This is a genomic window from Stutzerimonas kunmingensis (assembly GCF_900114065.1).
Lineage (GTDB): Bacteria > Pseudomonadota > Gammaproteobacteria > Pseudomonadales > Pseudomonadaceae > Stutzerimonas > Stutzerimonas kunmingensis.
On record NZ_FORS01000001.1, the window covers coordinates 217,588 to 238,697 of the forward strand.

Below are 21,110 nucleotides of genomic sequence, written 5' to 3' on the forward strand. Positions count from 1 at the left end.
GCCGGGCACGTCGCGCGTCAGCGGCATGCTCCGCAATCCCTGCGGAATAATTCTGTAATGAAATAGATGACCGTTACGTAGAAGGGTTGTTCGCAGCGGAGCGCCAGACGGCGTCTCAGGCGTCCGGCGCCTTCTCGCCCGGGTCCTTGCCTTCGACCGAAGCGTGTTCGATCACCGCATTGAGTTCGGCACCGAACAGCAGCACCGCCGAGGAGATGTACAGATAAAGCAGCAAGACGATGATGGCGCCGATGCTGCCGTAGGTCGCGTTGTAGTCGGCGAAGTTCTGCACATAGATGCCGAACGCGATCGAGGCCAGAATCCACACCAGCACGGCTAGCACCGAGCCCGGCGTGATGAAGCGAAACTCCTGCTTCACATCCGGCGCCACGTAGTACAGCAGCGCCACCACCAGCATCAGCATCAGTACGATCACCGGCCAGCGCAGCCAGGTCCAGAGCAGCACGACGACGTCCTTCAGGCCGACCTGCGAAGCCAGCCACTCCATCACCTGCGGCCCGACGATCATCAGCCCGGCCGACAACAGCAGCAGCACGGCGATGCCCACGGTATAGGCCAACGAAAGCAGGATCAGCTTCCAGCTCGGCCGCCCCTCCTCCACGTCGTAGGCGCGGTTCATCGCATTCATCAACGAGCGAAAACCGACCGAAGCCGTCCATAGCGCCACGACGATACCGAACGACAGCAGCCCCGCCTTCTGTTCCTGCAACTGGTCAATGACCGGATTGATCTGCTCCATCGCCATCGGCGGCAAGGCCAGCTCGGCCTGCATGCGCAACCAGTCGAAGAAATTCTGCAGATCGAGAAAGCCGAGCAAGGCGATAAGAAACAGCAGGAACGGAAACATCGAGAACAGGCCGCGGTATGCCAGCGCCGAGGCATAGGTCGACATGTCGTCGTTGCCGAATTCCTTGAACGTACGCTTGAGCAAGGTCACGGCCCCGATACCGCGGGTGTCCAGCATGGCCATCGATGTTTCCCCAATCAGTGAAATGTGCGGTCTAGAAAATGGGACGACCGCTCTGCTGGAGAGTTCGCTGCTAGACATCTGACGCAGCCATCGCAGCGGGAACGTTTTCAATGTGCGTCCTGTCACATAAAGGCAGATTGGCATCAGCCCATTCCGGGTTGATTCGCTCGACGAGCGTGGGCCATTACCCGCAGAGGACGACAGGATGTTTTCCAGCTATCTCTATGAAGCCGCAATCATCTATGGCCTGGTCTTCACTTCGGTGGGGTTCGTGCTGGGCATGTTCTACAACAACCGCAAGGTCTTCCAACTGGAAGACAAGGTGCAGCGGCTAAAGCGCACCGTGCGGCACCTGCAGCGCAAGGTCGAACCGCCTGCCGCCGCGTCGAGAAGCGTTCAGCGCGCGCGCAGCAGCGCAGGGTTGAGCAGCGTCCGCTGAGCGGACCGGCATCTCGCCACAGTCGGGCGAACACGCCAGCAGCTCGTTCGCGCTCAAACCTTAAGAGCCTTGAAAAATGCCGGGAACTTTCCCGACCGACGGAAATGGCCTGCAGGCCGCGTCCGCCGGGGCTCTTTTGACCTGCGGCAATAAAACGCTCGGCGGTGCAACAAACGCTGAAACTTTTTTTTACACCTTCACGTCCGAGCCATAGGAGCTCAGGGGAAGTCGACCAAGGTGGCCGAAACCCGAGCGAGCACCCACTGATGGACCGAGGATGTCGCAACGCCGACCAGGATGGATCGTCGGTCGCGTGGCGCTAGGACTTTATGGATGACTCGCCCCGCCTTGCCGGCGGCCTGGGCAGCGATGCACGTACGCTGAGCAGGGATAGGGAAAGATGCTTTTCAATTCGATGGAATTCATCGCCGGCTTTCTACCGGTGGTGTTGATTGGATTTTTCGTGCTGACCGGCTCAGGCCGACAACGGCTTGCGGTGATCTGGCTGACCGTCGTCTCGTTGGTGTTCTACGGCTGGTGGAACCCGGTCTATGTGCCACTGCTGGTCGGCAGCATGCTGGTCAACTATCTGCTCGGCGGCTACCTGCGCCGGCACCCCTCACGCCTGGTGCTCGGGCTGGCGGTCGCGGCCAACGTGCTGCTGCTGGTCTACTACAAGTACACCGGCTTTCTGCTCGGCACGCTGGACGCAGCGCTGGATCTCGGTTGGCGGGTGGAAGACATCATCCTGCCGCTGGCGATCTCCTTCTTCACCTTCCAACAGATCGCCTACCTGGTCGACGCCCACGATGGCGTGGTGGAAGAACACGACTTCGCCAACTACTGCCTGTTCATCAGTTTTTTTCCGCAACTGATCGCCGGGCCGATCACCCACCACCGTGAGATGCTCGCGCAGTTTCGTGACCGCGACAGCTTTCGCGCGCGCATCGACAACCTGTCGCTGGGTGCCACGGTGTTTCTGCTCGGCCTGTTCAAGAAGGTGGTTATCGCCGACACCCTCGCGCTGAAAGCCACGCCGGTCTTCAGCCTGGCCGCCGACGGCACCATTCCGGCGTTCTACGACGCATGGACCGGCGCGCTGACCTACACGCTGCAGATCTATTTCGACTTCTCCGGCTACAGCGACATGGCCATCGGCCTGGCGCTGCTGTTCGGCATCAGCCTGCCCGCCAACTTCAACAGCCCGTTCAAGGCGCGCAACGTCATCGACTACTGGTCGCGCTGGCACATGACGCTGACGCGCTTTCTCACCGCCTACATCTACAACCCCATCGTGCTGCGGGTGACCCGCGCGCGCATGGCAGCCGGCAAGCCGCAGCCACGGCGGGGCAAGATGACCGCCGGCACCTTCTTTGCGCTGGTCGCCTACCCGACCGTCTTCACCATGTTCATTTCCGGCATCTGGCACGGCGCTGGCTGGCACTTCGTCGCCTTCGGCCTGCTGCACGGCTTCTATTTGGTGGTCGCCCACGGCTGGCGTGCCTGGAAGGCGCGTCAGGGCTGGAAGCTGGACAGCGACATCTGGTGGCACAAGGCCGCGGCCGTCGCGCTGACCTTTGGCTGCGTGGTGGTGGCAATGGTGTTCTTCCGCGCCAGCGACGTACCGGCGGCCATGGCGATCCTCGCCGGCATGCTCGGCCTGAGCCCGATCAGCACGGCGATGGATCGCTCCGACTTCGTCTATATCGCCGCGTTGCTGGTGTTCGTCTGGGGCATACCCAACGTGCAGCAGTGGATGGGCCGCTTCCGTACCGCGCTCAACTTCCAGCCCCAGCCGCACTGGACCGAACGCCTGCTGCCGGTCAGCGCCTGGCGGCCGACGGCGATCCACGGCATGGCGATTGGCGTGCTCGGTTTCTTCGCCCTGGCGATCGCCTTTTCCATGGCACCGACGGAGTTCCTTTACTTCCAGTTCTGACCACGACAAGGAGTCTCAGGTATGCAACAGCTCTCATGGCTGCCGACACACGCGGATCTATCCGGTGCCATCGGCCAAGCCAAACGCATCGAAGATCCGCTGCAGCGGCTGCATGAAGCCGCCAAGCTGGCCGCTCATCAACGGGATTTCACCCTGACCGCACGGCTGGACAAGCTGGCCACCGCCGGTATCGAGCAGAACGCCACGGCGGCACGACTGACGCCACTGCGAGTGGCATTGCTGTCCTCGCATACGGTCGATCACCTGCTGCCGGCCATCCGCGTGGCCGGACTGCAACGGCGCCTGGCGCTTTCGCTGCACGTTGCGCCCTACGGTATGTACCGACAGGCACTGCTGGCTGATGACCCGGCGCTGAACGCCTTCGCCCCGCAACTGGTGGTGCTGGCGCTGGACGCCCATGACGCGCCGCTGCAACTGCCCTTGCAGGCGGGCCAGGCGGAGGTGGATGCCGCCGTGGCGGAGCGCGTCGAAGAACTGCGCCTGCTCTGGCGCCGGGCCCGCGAGCGATATGCCGCGCAGGTTGTGCAGCAAACCCTGGTGCCAGTCGTCCCGCCACTGTTCGGCTCTTACGAAGCACTGGTGCCGGCTTCGCCGCGGGCAGTCATCGAACGGTTGAATGCGGCCATCCGAGCCGCTGCCCGCGAGGATGGCGTGCTGCTGCTCGATCTGGCCTGGCACGCAGCCGCTTATGGCGACGGCCTGGGCGAGCCGGTGCGCTGGCATCAGGCCAAGCAGCTGGTCAGCCCGACCCTGGCACCGCTTTATGGCGAGCAGCTGGCACGCATTGCAGCGGCCACTGCCGGGCTGGCGCGCAAATGCCTGGTACTCGATCTGGACAACACCCTCTGGGGCGGTGTGATCGGTGATGACGGCATCGACGGTATCCAGCTCGGCCAGGGCAGCCCCAGCGGCGAGGCGTTTCTCGCCTTTCAGCGTTATGCCGCGCAATTGGCGCGCCGCGGGGTGATTCTCGCGGTGTGCAGCAAAAACGACCTGCACGTTGCCGAGGCGGCATTCGCACATCCGGAAATGGCGCTCAAGCGCAGCGATATCGCAGCTTTCGTCGCCAACTGGGAAGACAAGGCCGGCAACCTGCGGCGCATCGCGGGCATGCTCGATATCGGCCTGGATAGCCTGGTATTCGTCGACGACAACCCCGCCGAGCGCGACATCGTGCGCCGCGAGCTGCCGGAAGTCGCCGTACCGGAACTGCCCGCCGATGTCGCCGATTACCCCGCGCGCATCGCCGCGGCGGGTTACTTCGAGGCCGTGTCCTTTACCTCCGATGACGCCGAGCGCGGCCGCAGCTATGCGCTGAATGTCGAACGCAAGGCCGCGCTGAACCAGGCCACGGACATGGAAGGCTACCTGCGCGGGCTGCAAATGGTGCTGCGCGTCAGCCGCATCGGCGCCGCCGAGCTGGCGCGCGCCACCCAGCTGATCAACAAGACCAACCAGTTCAATCTCACCACCCGCCGCTATACCGAAGCCGAAGTCGAGCGCATGGCCAGCGATCCGCAAACCATCGCGTTGGCCCTGCGGCTGGAAGACAAGTTCGGCGATAACGGCCTGATCAGCGTGGTGCTGGCGCGACCGGATGCAGCTATCGAGGCTGACGAACTGCTGATCGACAGCTGGCTGATGAGCTGTCGCGTACTGGGGCGCGAAGTCGAGATGGCCGTGCTGGAAGTGCTGGCCGATGCGGCAGCGGCCGCAGACTGGGGCGCACTGGTTGGCGAATACCGCCCCACCGAACGCAACGGCATGGTCGCCGAGCACTATCCGCGGCTGGGCTTCGAGCAGCGCCCCGCCCCTGCCAACGCCGCTACCGATGCAAGTTTCTGGCGCTACGAGCTGGCCTCGCGCGCTCCCATCAACCATCACATCCAGGTGCAAGCATGAACGAAAAGGAAATTCTCCAGGCGCTGGCCCAGGTCTTCCACGACGTGTTCGACGATGACGATATCGTCCTCACCTCCGAAACCACCGCCGACGACATCGATGGCTGGGACAGCCAGACCCATGTGCTGCTGATCGTGGCCGCAGAGCAACGCTTCGGCATCAAGTTCCGCACCGCCGAACTGGAATCGCTGAAGAACGTTGGCCACTTCGCGCAACTGATCCAGACCAAACTCGGAGGGCGTTGAGTCATGGCCAGATCCGTCGATACATGCCCGGACGGCGTTGCCGCCCGGGCCGAAGCAGACCAGCGGCGGATACGTGCCGGCTACCTGCTGGGCATGTTCGCCGGGCTGTTCGGGATGCTCGGCGGCTTTGCCGCCCTGCTCGCCTGGCTCAATCACACCGACAACCTGCCGCCACCGGCCTTCTCCAACAGCCTGTGTGTGGACGAAAAGCTGCACTTTCTGCGGCACAACCCCATCGCCGATCCGAACCTGCTGATCGTCGGTTCCTCGGTCGCCTGGCGCCATGTCGATGGTGACGTGCTGATCGAGCAGACGCCCGGCTTGCGTCCGCTCAACGGTGCGTTCTGCGGCCTGCACGCCAACCAGTCGACCTATGTCGCCAACTGGCTGCTGGATCGTGAACCGAGCGTCCGCCAGGTGGTGATGATCGTCGATCCGCTGGACTTCGCCGGCTGCTGGAAAGTGCCGGATGCGGTGTTCGACCGCGAGGATGCCGATCACTACGTTTATCAGCAGGCCTCACGCTGGGGTTACTACATGCGCTACTTCTCGCCGCGTTCGCTGTTGCGCAATGCGCAGACGGTCAAGGCGCAGCGGGCCAACGAGATCGAATGGGACCCGTTGGTGTTCACCCGCCACGGCGACGGGCCGCTGGAGCCGCAGGGTGATCGCGGCCTGTTCTACGACAAACCGGACGCGCTGGATGACAGCTGCTTTGTCGCCCTGGGCGAGCTGTCGAAACGCCTGAAGAACGAGCAACGCCAGCTGCTGGTGGTTTCCACCCCCCTGCACCCGCAGTGGAAAGCCAAGGTCGATGCCGATGGCAGCTTTCTCGCCCGCTTCGACGCCAAGCTGAACGCCGCCATCGCCGGGCATGACGGGGCTCAGTATTGGAACGCCGATCGCGAATGGGTTGCTCCACCGGCCGCCTTCGTCGACGCCATTCACCTGCGCTGGTCAGCCGTGCATGACTTTTCCGCAGCACTGGCCGAGCAACTGCAGGAAGCCAGACAGGAGATGGTCAGCAAGGCGGGGCTGGCCAGAAACGGCGCGTACGACGCGCCCTGATCGACAAGCGAACCGCTGGAAGCGGTGATGGTCCGAGAAAGAACATACAAACAAGAACGTAAGCCAGGAGTTGAATCATGCATTCTCGTTCTTTGCCGTGCTTGTGCCTGCTCGCCGCAACCATCACCGCCCCCGCCGTCAGCCATGCGGACATCCTCGCCATCAAGGCGGAGAACGACATCATCGCCTCGGGCAGCGATGGTCACTACACCAACGGCCTGGAAGTCATCTGGGGTTTCGAACCGGACGACCAGAGCTGGACGCGGCGCTTCGCCGATCTGCTGCCCGGCTGGTCGGGCAATGCCGTCGACAACGTCGCCTACCGCTTCGGCCACCAGATCTACACGCCAGAGGAAATCGAAACCCGAAATCTAATCGAAGACGACCGCCCTTACGCCGGCCTGCTGTTCGCCGGAATGTCGATGTTTTCCGACACCCAGTACGACGGCTGGCGCGCCGCGCAAGGGCTGCACCTGGATGTCGGCATAGTTGGCCCGGCGGCGGGCGGCAAGCGTTTGCAGCGTGCCGTGCACAAGGCAACCGACAGCGACGAGCCCAACGGCTGGGATAACCAGCTGGAGAACGAACCCTTCGTCAATCTGGGCTATCAGCATCGCTGGTGGCTGCAGGAGCGCTTCGCCGGGCTGGAGCTGGAATACGGCCCGAGCGTGGGCTTCGCCCTCGGCAACCTGTACAGCTACGGCTCGGCCGGGCTGGGCCTGCGCCTGGGGCAGAACCTGCAGCGCAGCTTCAGCATCCCGGCAGTGACGCCGGCGCAAAGCGGCAGCCAGTTCTTCCGCCCCGGCGGCGACTTCGCCTGGTACGGCTTCGCCAATGTCGAAGGCCGCTATATGGCGCACAACATGCTGCTGGACGGCAACACCTTCGAGGACAGCCATTCGGTCGATCGCCGCGAGTGGGTCGGCGACGCCAAGCTCGGCGTGGCACTGACCTGGAGCCGCTGGCAGCTCGCGTTCGCCAGCGTCTGGCGCACTCGCGAATTCCAAGGCCAGCAGGAACACGACCAGTTCGGTTCGATCACCCTCTCCACCGCGCTCTGACCCACTGACGGCGGGCATCGCGCCCGCCGGTTCAGTTACGCGAGATGCCGTGCTTGCGCAGCTTGCGATAGAGCGTATTGCGACTGATCCCCAGCTGTTCCGCCACCCGACTGACCTGCCAGTGCCGTTCGCGTAGCACCGTGAGCAGGGCCTCGCGCTCGGCCGACTGCAACGGGTCACGAGGTGCCTCGACCTCGCCCATTTCGGCCGGCAGCACGGCAAGCACGTCGTTCAGCCCAATGCGCCCCTGCTCGCTCAGCGCGACCAACGTGCGCAGCAGATTGCGCAGCTGCCGCACGTTGCCCGGCCAGCTGTAGCGCAGCAAGGCTTGCCGCGCGGCCGGCTCGAGACAGATCGATTCGCCTTGCGCTTCTTCCGCCAGCAGGTGATCGAGCAGCGCAGCCTTGTCGCTGCGCTCGCGCAACGGTGGCAACGCAATCATCAGCCCGCCAAGGCGGTAATACAGGTCTTCACGGAACGCGCCGCCGGCAACCAGCGCGCGCAGGTCGTGATGACTGGCGCTGATCAGGCGGATATTCAGTTCGGTCGGCGCTGCAGCCCCCAGCGCGGTGACCTTGCGTTCCTCCAGCACCCGCAACAAGCGCGTCTGCAGCGCCAGCGGCATGTCACCAATCTCGTCGAGAAAGAGAATCCCGCCGTTGGCCTGCTCCAGCTTGCCGACCATGCCCTCGCGCCGCGCGCCGGTGAAACTGCCGCCGCGATAGCCGAACAGTTCGCTTTCGATCAGCGTCTCGGGAATCGCCGCGCAATTGAGTGCCACGAACGGCCGACCGGCGCGGCTGCTGGCGCGATGCAGTGCGCTGGCGAATGCCTCCTTGCCGGTGCCGGTCTCACCTTGCAGCAACACCGGCACGTCCCGCTCGAGCACCTTCAGCGCACGGCTGAAACCGGTGCGAATTGACGGATCGAGCAGACACAGGCCCGGCACATCGGCCGGCTCCTGGCGCGGCGCAGCAACCACGCGCAGCTGCGGCCCGCGCAGCTGGCAGAACAGCCGCTGACCGTCATGGGTATGCAAGGGCCAGCAAGCCCCCGGCTGCGGTCGCGCACGCTCCAGCAACTGATCCAGACGCACATCGAGCACAGTTTCCAAGGGCCGGCCTAATAGCGCCTCGCGGCTACTGGCGAGCAGGTTGAGCGCGGTTTCGTTGATCGCGGTGATCCGTCCCTCGCCATCGAACGCCAGCAGGCCTTCGCTGAGCAGGCCGATGTATTCGGGCTGGGCATGGAAGCGCAGCAGGTAGTTGCCCTCGCGGTGCTGCAGGAAGAAACAGCTTTCGATGAGCTTGGCCGACAGGTTGGTCAGCGCCATTGTGTGAAAGCGCCGCTGGCGCGACAGGTCTTCGCGCGCCGACGACACATTGAGTACGGCAAGCAAACCGCCTTCGGCATCGAACACCGGGCTCGCCGAACAGGTCAGCGCTGCGTGCCGGCCACGGAAGTGCTCGTCACGCCGAATGGTCAGCGCCTGGCGCTCCAGCAGGCACAGGCCGACGCCATTGGTGCCCTCGGTCGCCTCGTTCCACACCGCCCCGAGCCAGAGCCCGGCGCGCTGGAATTCCGCGCGCTCGGCCTGATCCGCCACGCTGTCGATCACCACGCCGCTGGCGTCGGTCAGCAGTACCGCGTGGCCGCTGCTGCCCAGCTGCTGGTGCAGGCTGTTCATTTGCCAGTGGGCGACGGCGATAACTCGGTCCAGCCGCTCGCGATGCTCATTGAGCCGCGGACTCTCGATCACGCAGGGCGCGCGCGGGCTGGTGGGGTCGAGCTGATGCTGCTCCAGGCAGCGACGCCAGGAACGCGCAATGGCGGGATCGGCAGCCGGGCCCTGGCTGGCGGACGTGCCGTCACCGAAGCTCAAGACCTGATGCGCGTGCTGACTGAGGCGAGAGGTCATTCTTGTTGTTCTCCGCGATGTTTCGAGGCGGTTTCGCGCCCAGCATAGGCCAATCGCCCGGCCGCCGCATGCTGTGCCACGACTGGTACAGAGTGTCACCCCCGCCGCGCCAGGGATGGCACAGCGCAGCCTCGACCGGGCAGTCCCGATACGACTCCAAGCCAGATACGACGCGGCGCGCCGCTTGCTGGCCCGCCGCTTGCTCTGCTGCAAGCACGGTATCCCCGTGAATAACAACAATGACCAGGAGAACCACCATGTGTCCCAGCAACGACGTTCCCTTCGATCTGAAAACCGATAACGGCAGCGACCTCGGCGGCGACAGCCAGGCCAGCGTCACCCGCACACCTACCGAACAACTGGCCGCCTGGGTCGAACGCCTAGGCCAGCGCCTGGCGCAACGCGACGTCGATGGCACGCTTGAGCTATTCGCCGACGACTGCCACTGGCGTGACCTGGTGCTGTTCAGCTGGAACCTGATCACCCTCGAAGGCAAGACCGACATTCGCGACATGCTGGAAAGCCGCCTGGAAGCCACCCGGCCGGACAGCTGGAAGCTCGAAGGCGAAGCGAGCCTGACCGACGGCGTACTCGAAGGCTGGATCAGCCTGGAAACCGACGTCGCCCGCGGCAAGGGTTACGTGCGCCTGAAGGACGGCCTGTGCTGGACGCTGCTGACCACCATGCGCGAGCTGAAGGGGCACGAGGAACCGCTCGGGCGCCGTCGCCCACTGGGCGCCGAACATGGCCACGGCCTGGCCGACAAGCGCAACTGGCTGGAAAAGCGCCGCGACGAGGAAGCCGCACTGGGCATCACCGAGCAACCCTATTGCCTGGTGATCGGCGGCGGCCAGGGCGGCCTCGGCCTCGGCGCACGGCTCAAGCGCCTCGGCGTGCCGACGCTGATCGTCGACAAGGCCGAGCGCCCCGGCGATCAATGGCGCGGACGCTACAAGTCGCTGTGCCTGCACGACCCGGTCTGGTACGACCACATGCCCTACCTGCCCTTCCCCGACCATTGGCCAATCTTCACACCCAAAGACCAGATCGGCGACTGGCTGGAGATGTACGCCAAGGTCATGGAGCTGAATTACTGGGCGAAAACCGAATGCGTGAAGGCAAGCTTCGACGAAGTCGAGGGCCGCTGGACGGTCGAGGTCCTGCGCGACGGCAAGCCGATGACGCTTAAGCCCTCGCAGCTGATCCTCGCCACCGGCATGTCCGGCGTGCCCAACGTGCCGGTCTATCCGGGTGCGGAGACCTTTGCCGGTCAGCAACATCATTCCAGCCAGCACCCTGGCGGCGACGCCTGGCGCGGCAAGCGCGCGGTGGTCATCGGTGCCAACAATTCGGCTCATGACATCTGTGCGGACCTGGTGGAGAACGGCGCGGACGTCACCATGGTGCAGCGCTCCAGCACCCATATCGTGCGTTCCGACACGCTGATGGAAGTGGTGTTCGGCCCGCTCTATTCCGAGGATGCAATCGAAAGCGGGCTGACCACCGACAAGGCCGACATGCTGTTCGCCTCGATCCCCTACAAGGTGCTGCCGCAGTTCCATCGCCAGGCCTTCGAGCAGGTCAAGGAGCGCGACAAGTCCTTCTACGATCGCCTGGCCGCGGCGGGCTTCATGCTCGACTTCGGCGATGACGAATCCGGTCTGTTCCTCAAGTACGTGCGCCGCGGGTCGGGGTACTACATCGACGTCGGCGCCTGCGAGCTGATCGCCGACGGCACCATCAAGCTGAAAAGCGGACCCGGCCTCGGCGTCGATCACATCGAGCCGGATGCCGTGGTACTCAACGATGGCAGCCGCCTGCCGGCCGACCTGATCGTCTACGCCACCGGCTACGGCTCCATGAACGGTTGGGCGGCACGACTGATTTCCCAGGATGTTGCCGACAAGGTCGGGCGCTGCTGGGGCCTCGGTTCCGGCACCACCAAGGACCCGGGCCCGTACGAAGGCGAACTGCGCAACATGTGGAAGCCCACCCAGCAGCAAAACCTGTGGTTCCACGGTGGCAACCTGCACCAGTCACGGCACTACTCGCTTTACCTGGCACTGCAACTGAAAGCGCGTTTCGAGGGGCTGGATACTTCGGTCTACAAGCTCGCACCGAGCTATCACCAGGGCTGAAGCCACATCGGCTAGCTCGAATGAAACAGGCCCGCATCAGCGGGCCTGTTTCGTAGTCAGCTCACCATCGCCCAGAGCAACAACCATCATGTTCAGCACAGGCAGAGCCAGGCAAGGCAGCGCCAGTTATCGGCTCCGCCAAGCTGCGCTGGCCGCCACAGCACATGGGGCCCGAGCTGCCGCCCAGATCAGGAAGAACACCCGCACCTCTCATTTGCCACACTGCGATAGTTGTAACGGCAACAGGCGATTGACCCAGAGCAGGCCGCCAGCACTATGTGTATGAGAAGCCACTCGCCGCCGCACGCTGCCTGTATCATTCCTGGCCCTTTGGCTTCCGCTTGCCCTGAAGCCCGACAGCAACCTCCATTGGCGCACGCCAAGCACGCATTCGGAGAATCGCGCTTCATGTCCCGGCTGGATCTACAGAAACTCACGCTGCTGCTGGCACTCGTCGCCGGCCTGCTGACCTTCGGTAACAGCTTCTTCGCCGGCTACAGCTCACAGCGCGATCAGTTGTTCGAGCAGACTCTGGAGGCAAACCGGGCCTATGCGCGCAAGCTCGCCGACACCACCGATCAGTTCTTTCTCAATAGTCGTCGCGAGCTCGCCTACGCGGCAGAGGTGCTGTCGACACGCTTCGCCGACCCAAGCGCGCGGGACAACGAGACCGAACGGCTCAAGCTCAAGAGCGAGCAGTTCAGCCGGGCCGTGATCGTCAGCGCCGCCGGGGAGATCGTCTCGGCCTCACCGGAAAGCACCGGTCTGGTCGGTCTCAAGGTCAACAGCGTAGGCGCGACACGCGCGCTGAAAGAGCGCAAGCCGCTGACCAGCGATCCTTACGTTGCCACCGACGGTACCTACCTGATCGCGGTGACCCACCCCATCTTCGCCCCCGATGGCAGCTACCTCGGCTATATCAGCGCCACGCTGTTCCTGCGCGAGCGCAACGCACTGCACGGCCTGCTGGGGGTGCATTACTACCGCGACGGCTCCTACCTGTACGTGGTCGACACACAGGGCCGACTGATCTTCCACGAAGACGGCAAGCGGGTCGGCCAGAACGTATCGAGCAATGCGGTGGTCCGGCAGGTGCTGTCGGGCCAGGAGGGCAGCCAGCGCGTCATCAATACGCTCGGCGTGGACATGCTCGCCGGCTTCGCGCCCATGCAGAGCACCGGCTGGGGCATCATCGCCCAGCGTCCGACCGCAGCCATCACCGCGAAGCTCGAACAACTGGCGCGGACCACGCTGCTCAACGCGGTACCGTTCACGCTTATCTCGCTCGCGGTGTTCTGGTGGCTGTCCATACTCATCTCCCGGCCCATTCGCGCCCTGGCCGATACCGCCGAACACTGGGGCGCACCGGAGGCAGCCAGTCGTATTTCGATGGTCAACTCCTGGTATTTCGAGGTCTCGCGATTGAAGGTCGCGATGCTCGCAGGCGTCTCCCTGCTACAGCAGAAGATGGGCGCAATGGAAGCGGCGTCCATGACCGACCCGCTGACCGGCCTGCGTAACCGCCGCGGCCTCGAGCTGGCCCTCAAACAGTTCGACCTGCTCGACCAGCGCTACGCGGCAGTGACGCTGGATATCGATCACTTCAAACAGGTCAACGACCAGCACGGCCATGACGTGGGCGACGCGGTGCTGCGCTTTCTCGCCGAAATCATGAAGGAATGCTCGCGCCCCACTGACGTGCTGTGCCGCATGGGTGGCGAAGAATTCCTCATGCTGCTGCCCGAAACGGACGCCAGCGGTGCGGGTATCGCCGCCGAGCGCCTGCTTGCCCGCCTGCGGCAAACCGCAAGCCCGACCGGCGCACCGATAACAGCCTCCATCGGCATCGCCTGCAGTGACCGCTATGCGTCCTCCGACGCGACTTTCAAGGCCGCGGACGAAGCGCTGTACCAGGCGAAGAGAGCCGGCCGCGACCGCGTCGTCCTGGCCTCCGCCTGAGCGCCGAGCAGCCGCCAGAAGTGCCCCCCCGAGCCGCTTGGCAGCCGCCGCTCATCTGCGCTGCGCGCGGCGCTGGGTGCCTGCCGCCGCTCGCTCGATCTCACCTGCGCCCACTGCGCCCTGTCGCAACCAGCGGTAGCGCACAGCAGTTGAGATTACCTTCTATTTGATAATCGTTTTCGTTGAGATTAGGATGCCCGCCCTCGCTACCTTCCCTCAAGGATCATTCGATGCGGCGCCTTCTCCTCCCGATGCTCGCGATTCCCGCCCTCACCTGCCCTGCCATGGCTTCAGCCAACGAGGAACCGCCTGCTGAACCGCTGGCACTGGAGGAGATGCAGGTTACCGCCTCGGCCGAGCGCGCCGACGGGCCTGTGCAGGGCTACCGGGCAACCCGCTCGGCCAGCGCCACCCGCACCGACACCGCGATCCACGAAACCCCGCAGTCGATCAGCGTGGTGCCAGCGCAGGTCGTCGAAGACATCGGCGCAACGCGCCTGGAAGATGCGCTCGATTACGCCGGTGGGGTGGAACGTGGCAACAACTTCGGCGGCCAGGGCCTGACCGAATTCCTGGTGCGCGGCTTCAGCACCCAGGAGTTCTACCGCAACGGCTTCGCGGTGAACCGTGGCTATCCCAACATGCCCGACGCCAACACGCTGGAACGCATCGAAGTGCTGCGCGGCCCGGCCTCGATGCTGTACGGTCGCGGCGATCCGGGCGGCACCTTCAACATCGTCAGCAAGCAGCCGCAGGCGGAGCGGCGCACGGTGCTCGGCAGTCAGGTGAACACCGATGGCCTGCGCCGCGGCACACTGGACACCACCGGCGCACTGGACGAGAGCGCCGCGTTTACCTATCGCCTCAACCTGGTCGCCGAAGGCAGCGACAGCTTCCGCGATCACGTCGAAAGTGAGCGCTACAACATCGCGCCAGTGCTGCGCTGGCAGCTCAGCGACGACACCGCGCTGATCCTCGAAGGCGACTATCTGCACAACCGCCACCCCATGGACCGTGGTCTTACCCGCTACCCCAACCAGGCCGGCGACCTGTCGCGCGATCGCTTCCTCGGGGAGGAAAGTGCCGGCAAGCTGACCAACCAGAACGCCACCACGCAACTGCGCCTGGAGCACCAGCTGGACAGTCAGTGGATGCTGCGCGGCGGCATCCAGTACCTCGACGGCAGCCTGGACGGCGGTGCAGTGGAGAACAACGGTCTGGCCAGCGATGGTCGCACGGTAGGCCGCAACTACAGCGAGCGCTGGCTGAACTGGAATGACCTGGCAGTGCAGGCCAATCTGGAAGGTCACTTCGATGCCGCGGGTCTGGCCCACACACTGCTGCTCGGTGTGGAGTTCGACGACTTCAACTACGACTCCCAGATCGATCGCTCGGGTGGTGCGACCAGCGACTTCCCGCTCGACCTCTATGATCCGGTCTACGGCCAGCCGCTGCCGGCGCTGACCCGCACCACCACCTACGATGACGAAAACCTGAAGTCCTACGCTTTCTTCCTGCAGGACCAGATCGCCCTCACCGAGCGCCTGACAGCGCAGGTCGGCGCGCGCCTGGAGCGCTTCGAGCAACGCTACGAAAACAAGCTGACCCCCACCGGCAGCTGGGACCAGGCGCACAACGCAGTTTCCCCGCGTTTCGGGCTGATCTACGACCTGACCGAGGAGTTGGCCGTCTACGCCAATACCTCGCGCTCGTTCAAGCCCAACCGCGGCGCCGACCGCAGCAGCCAGGCGTTCGACCCGGAAAAAGGCATCGCCCACGAAGTCGGTATCAAGTACGAGCTGCCGGAGCACGACCTCAGCGTCACCGCGGCGCTGTTCCACATCACCAAGGAAAACGTGCTGACTAGCGATCCGCTCGACAGCAACTATCAGGTTGCTGCCGGCGAAGCGCGCAGCCGCGGCTTCGACATCAGCGTGGCCGGCAACATCACCCCGCAATGGCGCGTGATCGGCGGCTACGCCTACGTCGATGCCGAAGTCACCGAAAGCACCAGCGCATCGATGCCGACCGGCACGCGCCTGGCCAACGTGCCGCGGCACAGCTTCAACCTGCTGGATACCTACGAATTCGCCGAAGGTCCGCTGGCCGGGCTCGGCGTTGGCATGGGCGTCAAGTACGTCGGCGACCGCAAGGGCGGCGCCACCAGCACCGCGTTCGACATGGACGCCTACACCACCGTCGACCTGCTCGCCTACTACCCGCTGACCGAACGGGTTCGCCTGAACCTGAACCTCAACAACCTGTTCGACGAAGAGTACGAAGAGCGCGCCTGGGGCAACATCTGGGCCTACCCGGGCGCCCCCCGCACCCTCCAGGCCGGCATAGCGATCACGCTGTAACGAAGAAGGGCGCAGCCTGTATGGCTGCGCCCCTTGGCTCCCCCTACCTCGGCCAACTGCGGCCGGGGCTTACGGATTCAACTCAGCAGGCGCACGCGTCAAGCGACCTTGAACCGACCAACGAGCTGCTGTTGCTGCTCGGCCAGGCGCGCAAGCTCCAGACTGGTCATCGCCGTCTGCTCCGCACCGGCGCTCACCTGAATCGCGACATCGTTGATCTCGACGACGTTGCGAATGATGTCTTCGGCCACCGCGCTCTGCTCCTCCGCCGCCGTGGCAATCTGCAGATTGCGATCACTGATTGCAGAAACGCCGTCGGCAATCTCCGCCAGCAACTCCCCGGCACGGCCGAAGTTGCTCGAGCCGGTCTGAGCCTTGGCGAGCGTCTCCTGCATCGAGCGCGCGGCCCGGTCAGCCCCGCTCTGGAGATTGGCAATCATGTCCTGAATGCTGCCGGTGGATTCCTGCGTCTTCTGGGCAAGTGTACGCACCTCGGACGCAACGACAGCGAAGCCGCGGCCATGCTCCCCTGCTCGCGCCGCCTCGATAGCCGCGTTCAGTGCGAGCAGATTGGTCTGATCGGCAATGCCGCGGATCACATCCAGCACGGACGAGATCGAATCACTCTCACGCTTGAGGTCCGCAATGATGCTTGCGGTCTGATCGGCCTGACTCGACAGCTGGCGAATGAGCTCGATGGTGCTCTCGACTTCGGCCCGGCCTTGCGCAGTGTTGGCGTTGAGCTGCTGCGAGAGTTCGGCGGCATCGCTGGTGCTTCTCGCAACGTCACGCACGGTCGCGCTCATCTCGTTTATCGCGGTAACCACCAGCTCGGTTCCCTGCCGCTGGCGATCGATGCTCTGGCTTGTCTGCACGGTCACCGCGGAGGACTCCTCCGCCGCCGTGGCCACCTACGCGGTAGCGTTACTGATCTCGCCGACGATCTGCTTGAGCTCGACGGCCATGAGATTGAGGTTGCGCGAGATTTCGCCAAACTCGTCCCTGCCTTCGTAATGCGCCGTTGCGGTCAGATCCCGAGCGGAAAGCGACAACAGCGCATGATTCACATCCTGCACCGCCAGTTTGATGTTGCGAATGATCAGGAAGGAAAGGCCAGTCACCACCACCAGCGCAATGATCACCGCGGCGAGCGTCAGCCAAAGCGCGTTGCTCGCCTCATCGCGAGCCCGGGCGGCCAGTGTGCCGACATCCTGCGACAAGGCCTGCTCCAGCTCACCCATCAGGTCGATCCGGCTGGTCGCCGTATCGAACCAGCTCTCGCTGTCGATACCCAGGCTCTGCGCGATCGGCACCTCGAAGGCCAGACGTTGCAGACGTGCGACTTCAACGGCGCTCGGCTGCTGCAGTTTTTCGTCGAGCAAACGGATGAAGTGCTCCGAGGCCGCACGACGGAAGCCGTCCATATAGGCTGAGAATTCACCCAGGTTCCGGCTGAAGGAAGCAAGCAACGCCGCGTCGAACCGATCCTGACCGAACACCACGCCCAACAACACCCGTTCGCGCCCGGCCCGCTCCTTCATCTCGACGAACTGATTGAGCCCGCCTAACGCTCGTGCAAGCGTGACATCCTGCACGCTGCGCTCAACCTCGTGGGTAAAGCCGATCAATGCCTTGATGTAGCCGGTAAAGCGAGCACCGGAGTCGACGTTGCTGATGGCGAACGAGTCGATTTGCGAACGTGTTGCCTGAAGCTCATCGAGCGAGGCCAAGACGCTCCCGATCTGCGAGCCTTCCTGTTTGGCAAGCGCCTGCATGGCACTCAACGCTTCGTCAGTCGCTTGCCGCATCCCTGGCAGGCGCCGGGCCATGGTACGTCCCTGGCTCCCCAGATAGACGCCGCTCGCACCACGTTCACGCTGCAATGCGGTGATCAGCCGGCTTACGTTCTGCGCGGCCACGCTGGCCTCGACGGTGCGCTCCATCTGCCTCAGGGTGGCGTAGCTGTCAGCGACATACAGGCTGGCCAGCCACAGAAAACCGAGCATAGGACACGCGAGGATCAAAGAAGCTTCGCGCTCAAGGGAATGTTTCTAAGCATGTGTACCTCAGTGCTCCAGGTCATGGAGTTACGAGTGGCAGAAGGCAGGGTGCGCGCAACCGCCGCGCACCGTTCGGTACGCGCGAGGAAGCGATTTATCGGTTTATTGGTCGGTCGAACCGTGGCGTTGAATGCTGTAGCACGTCGCAGGACGAACGGTCGTTACAGGGCTTATCAGCGACCAGTTTTGAACTGGCACTCATTCTTTCTGTTGCACAGGCGCATAACCCTGACCAAAGTCAATAAATTAACGTCAAGCTAATGCCGGCTATCGGACACTACGCCGAAAGGCAACCGAACAGGTCCAGAACCGTGAGGTTTACCCGGCTTGGCGAGAAGGGGTTATGGGAGCTCGGCTCATACAACGACGCAGTTCTTCCTTGATTGAAAGCCCGCGGGACGAGAAAGGAGGTAATGCAGCTTGAGGTTGATCACGAGGGGATGGTTCGGCAAAACCACCACAAACAAAAAGGGCTAGCCGAAGCTAACCCTTTGATTTCATTGGTGCCGGAGACAGGAGTCGAACCTGCGACCTTCGCATTACGAATGCGCTGCTCTACCTACTGAGCTACACCGGCGCCAGGCCGCGGATTATCGGGGGTTCTGCGGTTGGACTCAAGTCCGCACGCATCGCCCTCGATACTGCAATCCGCATCAGGCGATCAGTGCGGCCGCGACGCAGGCTGGCCGTGGTCGCGTTCGAGGTCGTGCTTGACCTGGCCGGCCAATTGCTCGCCTTCGACGCTGGCCATCGCATAGCCCTCGCGGGCCTTGTCCTTGAGCTTGCCGGTCAGCTCGTCGCTCTTATGGCCCATCAGTTCGTCTTCACGACGGGTCGGTGGGACCGAGGCCGCCAGCAGCGCGCCGAGGGCGATGCCCATGGCGCCCAATGCCAGCGGTTGCTCGTTGAGCAGCTGAGTGAACCCGCCGCGCGCACGGTCTGCGGTGTGCCGCAGGCTTTCCGCGGCGTGGCGGCTGGAGTCGCCGACGCGATGACGGGCATTGCCCAGTGAGCTGGAGGCGCTATGGCTCATTTGCGCAGCCTTTTCCTTGATGCCGGTGCCCTGCTGCTTGAGACCAGAGGCCTTGGCGGCGAGCTTGTCGGTCATCGACGGACCGGTCGAAGCGCTATCGCTGTAGTCCGGGCGGCGATTCTGCCCGGCCATCAGCCACACCAGGCCGACGGAGGTGAGCAGCGTCGGTACCGGATTGGCCTTGACGGTATCGGTGAGGTTATGCAGGAACTCGCCACCGCCGCCTTTGGCGTAACCGAGCGCGGTATCGATCATCTGCCCCGGGGAGAGCTTGCTTTCCAGCGCGTGGACGATGTTGCCGATTTCGGCGCGTTGCTGGTCGATCTCGCGCTCCAGCGTGTCGGGGTCCTTTTGTGCTTCTACGTCTACCTGGTTATGCGTGCTCATGCGTGCCCCCTTACGACTTCTTTATCCTTCTGCAGCGAATGGATGGTGCGGTCGGGTTTGAACGAAGAGGCTTCGAACTTCTTCTTGCCGGCCGAGACCATGATCATGCCGATGACCACTACGACCACGCCGACGATCAACGCGGCGAGCCAGGGTTCCATCATGGTGCTGAGGAAGTAGACCGCCGACATCAACAGGATGATGAAGCCGGCCAGGAGCACCGCACCGCCGGTTGCTACGCTGGCAGCACCGGCCTTGGTGGCACGCAGCGATTCGTTCAGCTCGGCCTTGGCCAGCGCCAGTTCCTTGGTGAACAGCGACGGCACTTCGCGGGTCAGCTGCCGTAGCAAACCGCCGACCGAATTATCGTGCTCGGGGTTGCCGGGTTCGTAAGGCGTATTGAGGTTGCGTTGTTCGTTCATCGATTAAGCCCTCCGTTCGTGCCTTTGCCAGTGCTGCCAACACCGTTGCTGCCCACGCCATTGGTGCTACCCGTGTTCGGCGCCATGCCGGCATTGCTTACGCTGCCGACGGTACTGCCCGGTGCGCCACTGGAAATGCGCGAGTCCAGTTCGGACTGGCTCGGCAGCGTCTCGGCGGTTACGTCTGCCGGCACGCCGAGCGGCGAAGTCGGATGCGGGCGACTGGCGTCGGAATGGCCGTAATCGGTCGTTGGTTCACGCGTTGTGGATTCAGCGCGATGGCTGGACGCGCGGGCGAAACGAGTCAGGCCGAAGCCAAGTGCAACGCTGCCGGCAATGAACAGGCCGGGATTGTTGCGAGCCAGACGGTTCACCTCGCCCACCAGCTCATCGACGCTCTTGCCGCGCAGGTTGTCGGCCAGGTCGACCATGCTCTGCGCCATGTCGGAGACGTAATGGGAAAGGCCAGTGCGATCCTGGTTTTCAAGTTCTGCCGCTGCTGCCTTGGCACTCTGAGCAACCTTTTCCAGCTCATCGGCGGCCGTACCGCGGTAGCTGTCCAGCTGAGCCTTGCCTTGGTTCTTCACCTGTTCGCCGGCTTCGCGCGCCTTTGCCTTGAGTTCCTCGGCACTTGGAGCGGAAGCGGAGCTGCTTGCCTGCGTGGTGCCAGCCTGGCCTGTCTGGCCGGTGGGCTGAGCGGGAGCGCTCGTTGACTGCGCGTTGGCGTCGGTTCTGGCTTGGCCGCCGTAACCTGTGATCTCTTCATCGGGTGTCGTCATTTTGTCCACCTTTATAGGGTCATAGGGTTTGGCCGGATGACCACGGTCCGTGAAGCACAGCAGTGCGGGGTTCCGCGGCTGTGCGATTTCAGTACGCACATAAATGGTGACCGGACCCGAATTTTCGAGTTCCGTGTTTCTGGCCAAGCGGTACCGGGCTTCGAGGACCGAGTTCGGCTATGCCGCACGGCAGGAAGGGAGGACGTGAAACAGCGAGATCTGGTGGCGATCTGCCCGCGATTAGCGCGCAGCCGGCATGCGACTTGGCTTGGGAGGAATGCGAAGGTCGAACAAGCGGAACGGCTGGAATGGCAGCGATGGTGACCATCGGGTCAGCTCGTTGGCGATCACCCCGTCGCAGCGAGCCGACGAGCTGTAATCAGCCAAT

The 21,110-nt window shown here is 63.8% G+C and carries 14 protein-coding genes, 1 tRNA gene and 1 pseudogene; 9 read left to right on the forward strand and 7 right to left on the reverse strand.

Annotation, left to right across the window (positions count from 1 at the left end; translation table 11 throughout):
- Positions 1-115 precede the first annotated feature (115 nt).
- Positions 116-991, reverse strand: a complete 876-nt coding sequence (locus BM275_RS01070; protein ID WP_090519019.1) for a YihY/virulence factor BrkB family protein — start codon at positions 989-991, stop codon at positions 116-118.
- Between the two features lie 205 nt (positions 992-1,196).
- Between BM275_RS01070 and BM275_RS01075 the strand changes: the two genes are divergently transcribed.
- The 6 genes from BM275_RS01075 to BM275_RS01100 all read left to right on the forward strand — a co-directional run bounded on the left by BM275_RS01075 (position 1,197) and on the right by BM275_RS01100 (position 7,666).
- Positions 1,197-1,430 (forward strand): hypothetical protein, encoded by a 234-nt coding sequence (locus BM275_RS01075; RefSeq protein WP_090519020.1) that lies wholly within the window; start codon positions 1,197-1,199, stop codon positions 1,428-1,430.
- A gap of 400 nt (positions 1,431-1,830) precedes the next feature.
- The gene (locus tag BM275_RS01080; protein WP_090519021.1) at positions 1,831-3,369 is read left to right on the forward strand and encodes an MBOAT family O-acyltransferase; all 1,539 of its coding nucleotides are present in this window, start codon (positions 1,831-1,833) and stop codon (positions 3,367-3,369) included.
- 21 nt (positions 3,370-3,390) lie between these two features.
- Positions 3,391-5,292 (forward strand): HAD-IIIC family phosphatase, encoded by a 1,902-nt coding sequence (locus tag BM275_RS01085; protein WP_090519022.1) that lies wholly within the window; start codon positions 3,391-3,393, stop codon positions 5,290-5,292.
- Positions 5,289-5,537 (forward strand): acyl carrier protein, encoded by a 249-nt coding sequence (locus BM275_RS01090; RefSeq protein ID WP_090519023.1) that lies wholly within the window; start codon positions 5,289-5,291, stop codon positions 5,535-5,537. The genes BM275_RS01085 and BM275_RS01090 overlap by 4 nt, the downstream gene beginning before the upstream one ends.
- 3 nt (positions 5,538-5,540) lie before the next feature.
- Positions 5,541-6,605: a hypothetical protein gene (locus tag BM275_RS01095; RefSeq protein WP_090519024.1), complete on the forward strand. Its 1,065-nt coding sequence runs from the start codon at positions 5,541-5,543 to the stop codon at positions 6,603-6,605.
- A 77-nt stretch (positions 6,606-6,682) separates the two neighbouring features.
- A complete protein-coding gene (locus BM275_RS01100) occupies positions 6,683-7,666 on the forward strand; it encodes a lipid A deacylase LpxR family protein (protein ID WP_090519025.1) in 984 nt (327 codons plus the stop codon).
- Positions 7,667-7,697: 31 nt separating this feature from the next.
- Here the strand turns inward: BM275_RS01100 and BM275_RS01105 are convergent, their stop codons facing one another.
- A complete protein-coding gene (locus BM275_RS01105) occupies positions 7,698-9,584 on the reverse strand; it encodes a sigma-54-dependent Fis family transcriptional regulator (RefSeq protein WP_090519026.1) in 1,887 nt (628 codons plus the stop codon).
- Positions 9,585-9,841: 257 nt separating this feature from the next.
- Between BM275_RS01105 and BM275_RS01110 the strand changes: the two genes are divergently transcribed.
- The 3 genes from BM275_RS01110 (at position 9,842) to BM275_RS01120 (ending at position 16,041) form a co-directional block, all read left to right on the forward strand.
- Positions 9,842-11,722 (forward strand): NAD(P)/FAD-dependent oxidoreductase, encoded by a 1,881-nt coding sequence (locus tag BM275_RS01110; protein WP_244153830.1) that lies wholly within the window; start codon positions 9,842-9,844, stop codon positions 11,720-11,722.
- 408 nt (positions 11,723-12,130) lie between these two features.
- Positions 12,131-13,681 (forward strand): sensor domain-containing diguanylate cyclase, encoded by a 1,551-nt coding sequence (locus tag BM275_RS01115; protein WP_090519501.1) that lies wholly within the window; start codon positions 12,131-12,133, stop codon positions 13,679-13,681.
- A gap of 230 nt (positions 13,682-13,911) precedes the next feature.
- Entirely contained in the window at positions 13,912-16,041 is a 2,130-nt protein-coding gene (locus BM275_RS01120) for a TonB-dependent siderophore receptor (RefSeq protein ID WP_090519027.1), read from the forward strand.
- Positions 16,042-16,139: 98 nt separating this feature from the next.
- On the opposite strand, the pseudogene BM275_RS01125 reads toward BM275_RS01120, so the two are convergent.
- The 5 genes and pseudogenes from BM275_RS01125 to BM275_RS01145 all read right to left on the reverse strand — a co-directional run bounded on the left by BM275_RS01125 (position 16,140) and on the right by BM275_RS01145 (position 20,722).
- A pseudogene (locus BM275_RS01125) lies at positions 16,140-18,100 on the reverse strand (methyl-accepting chemotaxis protein).
- Between the two features lie 502 nt (positions 18,101-18,602).
- Positions 18,603-18,678: transfer RNA gene (locus BM275_RS01130), tRNA-Thr, on the reverse strand.
- 84 nt (positions 18,679-18,762) lie between these two features.
- Positions 18,763-19,521: a DUF3618 domain-containing protein gene (locus BM275_RS01135; protein ID WP_090519028.1), complete on the reverse strand. Its 759-nt coding sequence runs from the start codon at positions 19,519-19,521 to the stop codon at positions 18,763-18,765.
- Positions 19,518-19,943, reverse strand: a complete 426-nt coding sequence (locus BM275_RS01140) for a phage holin family protein (protein WP_014819822.1) — start codon at positions 19,941-19,943, stop codon at positions 19,518-19,520. Before BM275_RS01140 ends, BM275_RS01135 begins: the two co-directional genes overlap by 4 nt.
- Positions 19,940-20,722 (reverse strand): hypothetical protein, encoded by a 783-nt coding sequence (locus tag BM275_RS01145; protein ID WP_090519029.1) that lies wholly within the window; start codon positions 20,720-20,722, stop codon positions 19,940-19,942. Before BM275_RS01145 ends, BM275_RS01140 begins: the two co-directional genes overlap by 4 nt.
- Between the last annotated feature and the right edge of the window lie 388 nt (positions 20,723-21,110).

Excerpts from the sequence above, each read along its gene's own strand:
- BM275_RS01100 (WP_090519025.1), top strand. The coding sequence starts at position 6,683 with ATGCATTCTCGTTCTTTGCCGTGCTTGTGCCTGCTCGCCGCAACCATC.
- BM275_RS01090 (WP_090519023.1), top strand. The coding sequence starts at position 5,289 with ATGAACGAAAAGGAAATTCTCCAGGCGCTGGCCCAGGTCTTCCACGAC.
- BM275_RS01075 (WP_090519020.1), top strand. The coding sequence starts at position 1,197 with ATGTTTTCCAGCTATCTCTATGAAGCCGCAATCATCTATGGCCTGGTC.
- BM275_RS01115 (WP_090519501.1), top strand. The coding sequence starts at position 12,131 with ATGTCCCGGCTGGATCTACAGAAACTCACGCTGCTGCTGGCACTCGTC.
- BM275_RS01145 (WP_090519029.1), bottom strand. The coding sequence starts at position 20,722 with ATGACGACACCCGATGAAGAGATCACAGGTTACGGCGGCCAAGCCAGA.
- BM275_RS01070 (WP_090519019.1), bottom strand. The coding sequence starts at position 991 with ATGGCCATGCTGGACACCCGCGGTATCGGGGCCGTGACCTTGCTCAAG.
- BM275_RS01135 (WP_090519028.1), bottom strand. The coding sequence starts at position 19,521 with ATGAGCACGCATAACCAGGTAGACGTAGAAGCACAAAAGGACCCCGAC.
- BM275_RS01105 (WP_090519026.1), bottom strand. The coding sequence starts at position 9,584 with ATGACCTCTCGCCTCAGTCAGCACGCGCATCAGGTCTTGAGCTTCGGT.
- BM275_RS01085 (WP_090519022.1), top strand. The coding sequence starts at position 3,391 with ATGCAACAGCTCTCATGGCTGCCGACACACGCGGATCTATCCGGTGCC.
- BM275_RS01110 (WP_244153830.1), top strand. The coding sequence starts at position 9,842 with ATGTGTCCCAGCAACGACGTTCCCTTCGATCTGAAAACCGATAACGGC.
- BM275_RS01120 (WP_090519027.1), top strand. The coding sequence starts at position 13,912 with ATGCGGCGCCTTCTCCTCCCGATGCTCGCGATTCCCGCCCTCACCTGC.
- BM275_RS01080 (WP_090519021.1), top strand. The coding sequence starts at position 1,831 with ATGCTTTTCAATTCGATGGAATTCATCGCCGGCTTTCTACCGGTGGTG.
- BM275_RS01095 (WP_090519024.1), top strand. The coding sequence starts at position 5,541 with ATGGCCAGATCCGTCGATACATGCCCGGACGGCGTTGCCGCCCGGGCC.
- BM275_RS01140 (WP_014819822.1), bottom strand. The coding sequence starts at position 19,943 with ATGAACGAACAACGCAACCTCAATACGCCTTACGAACCCGGCAACCCC.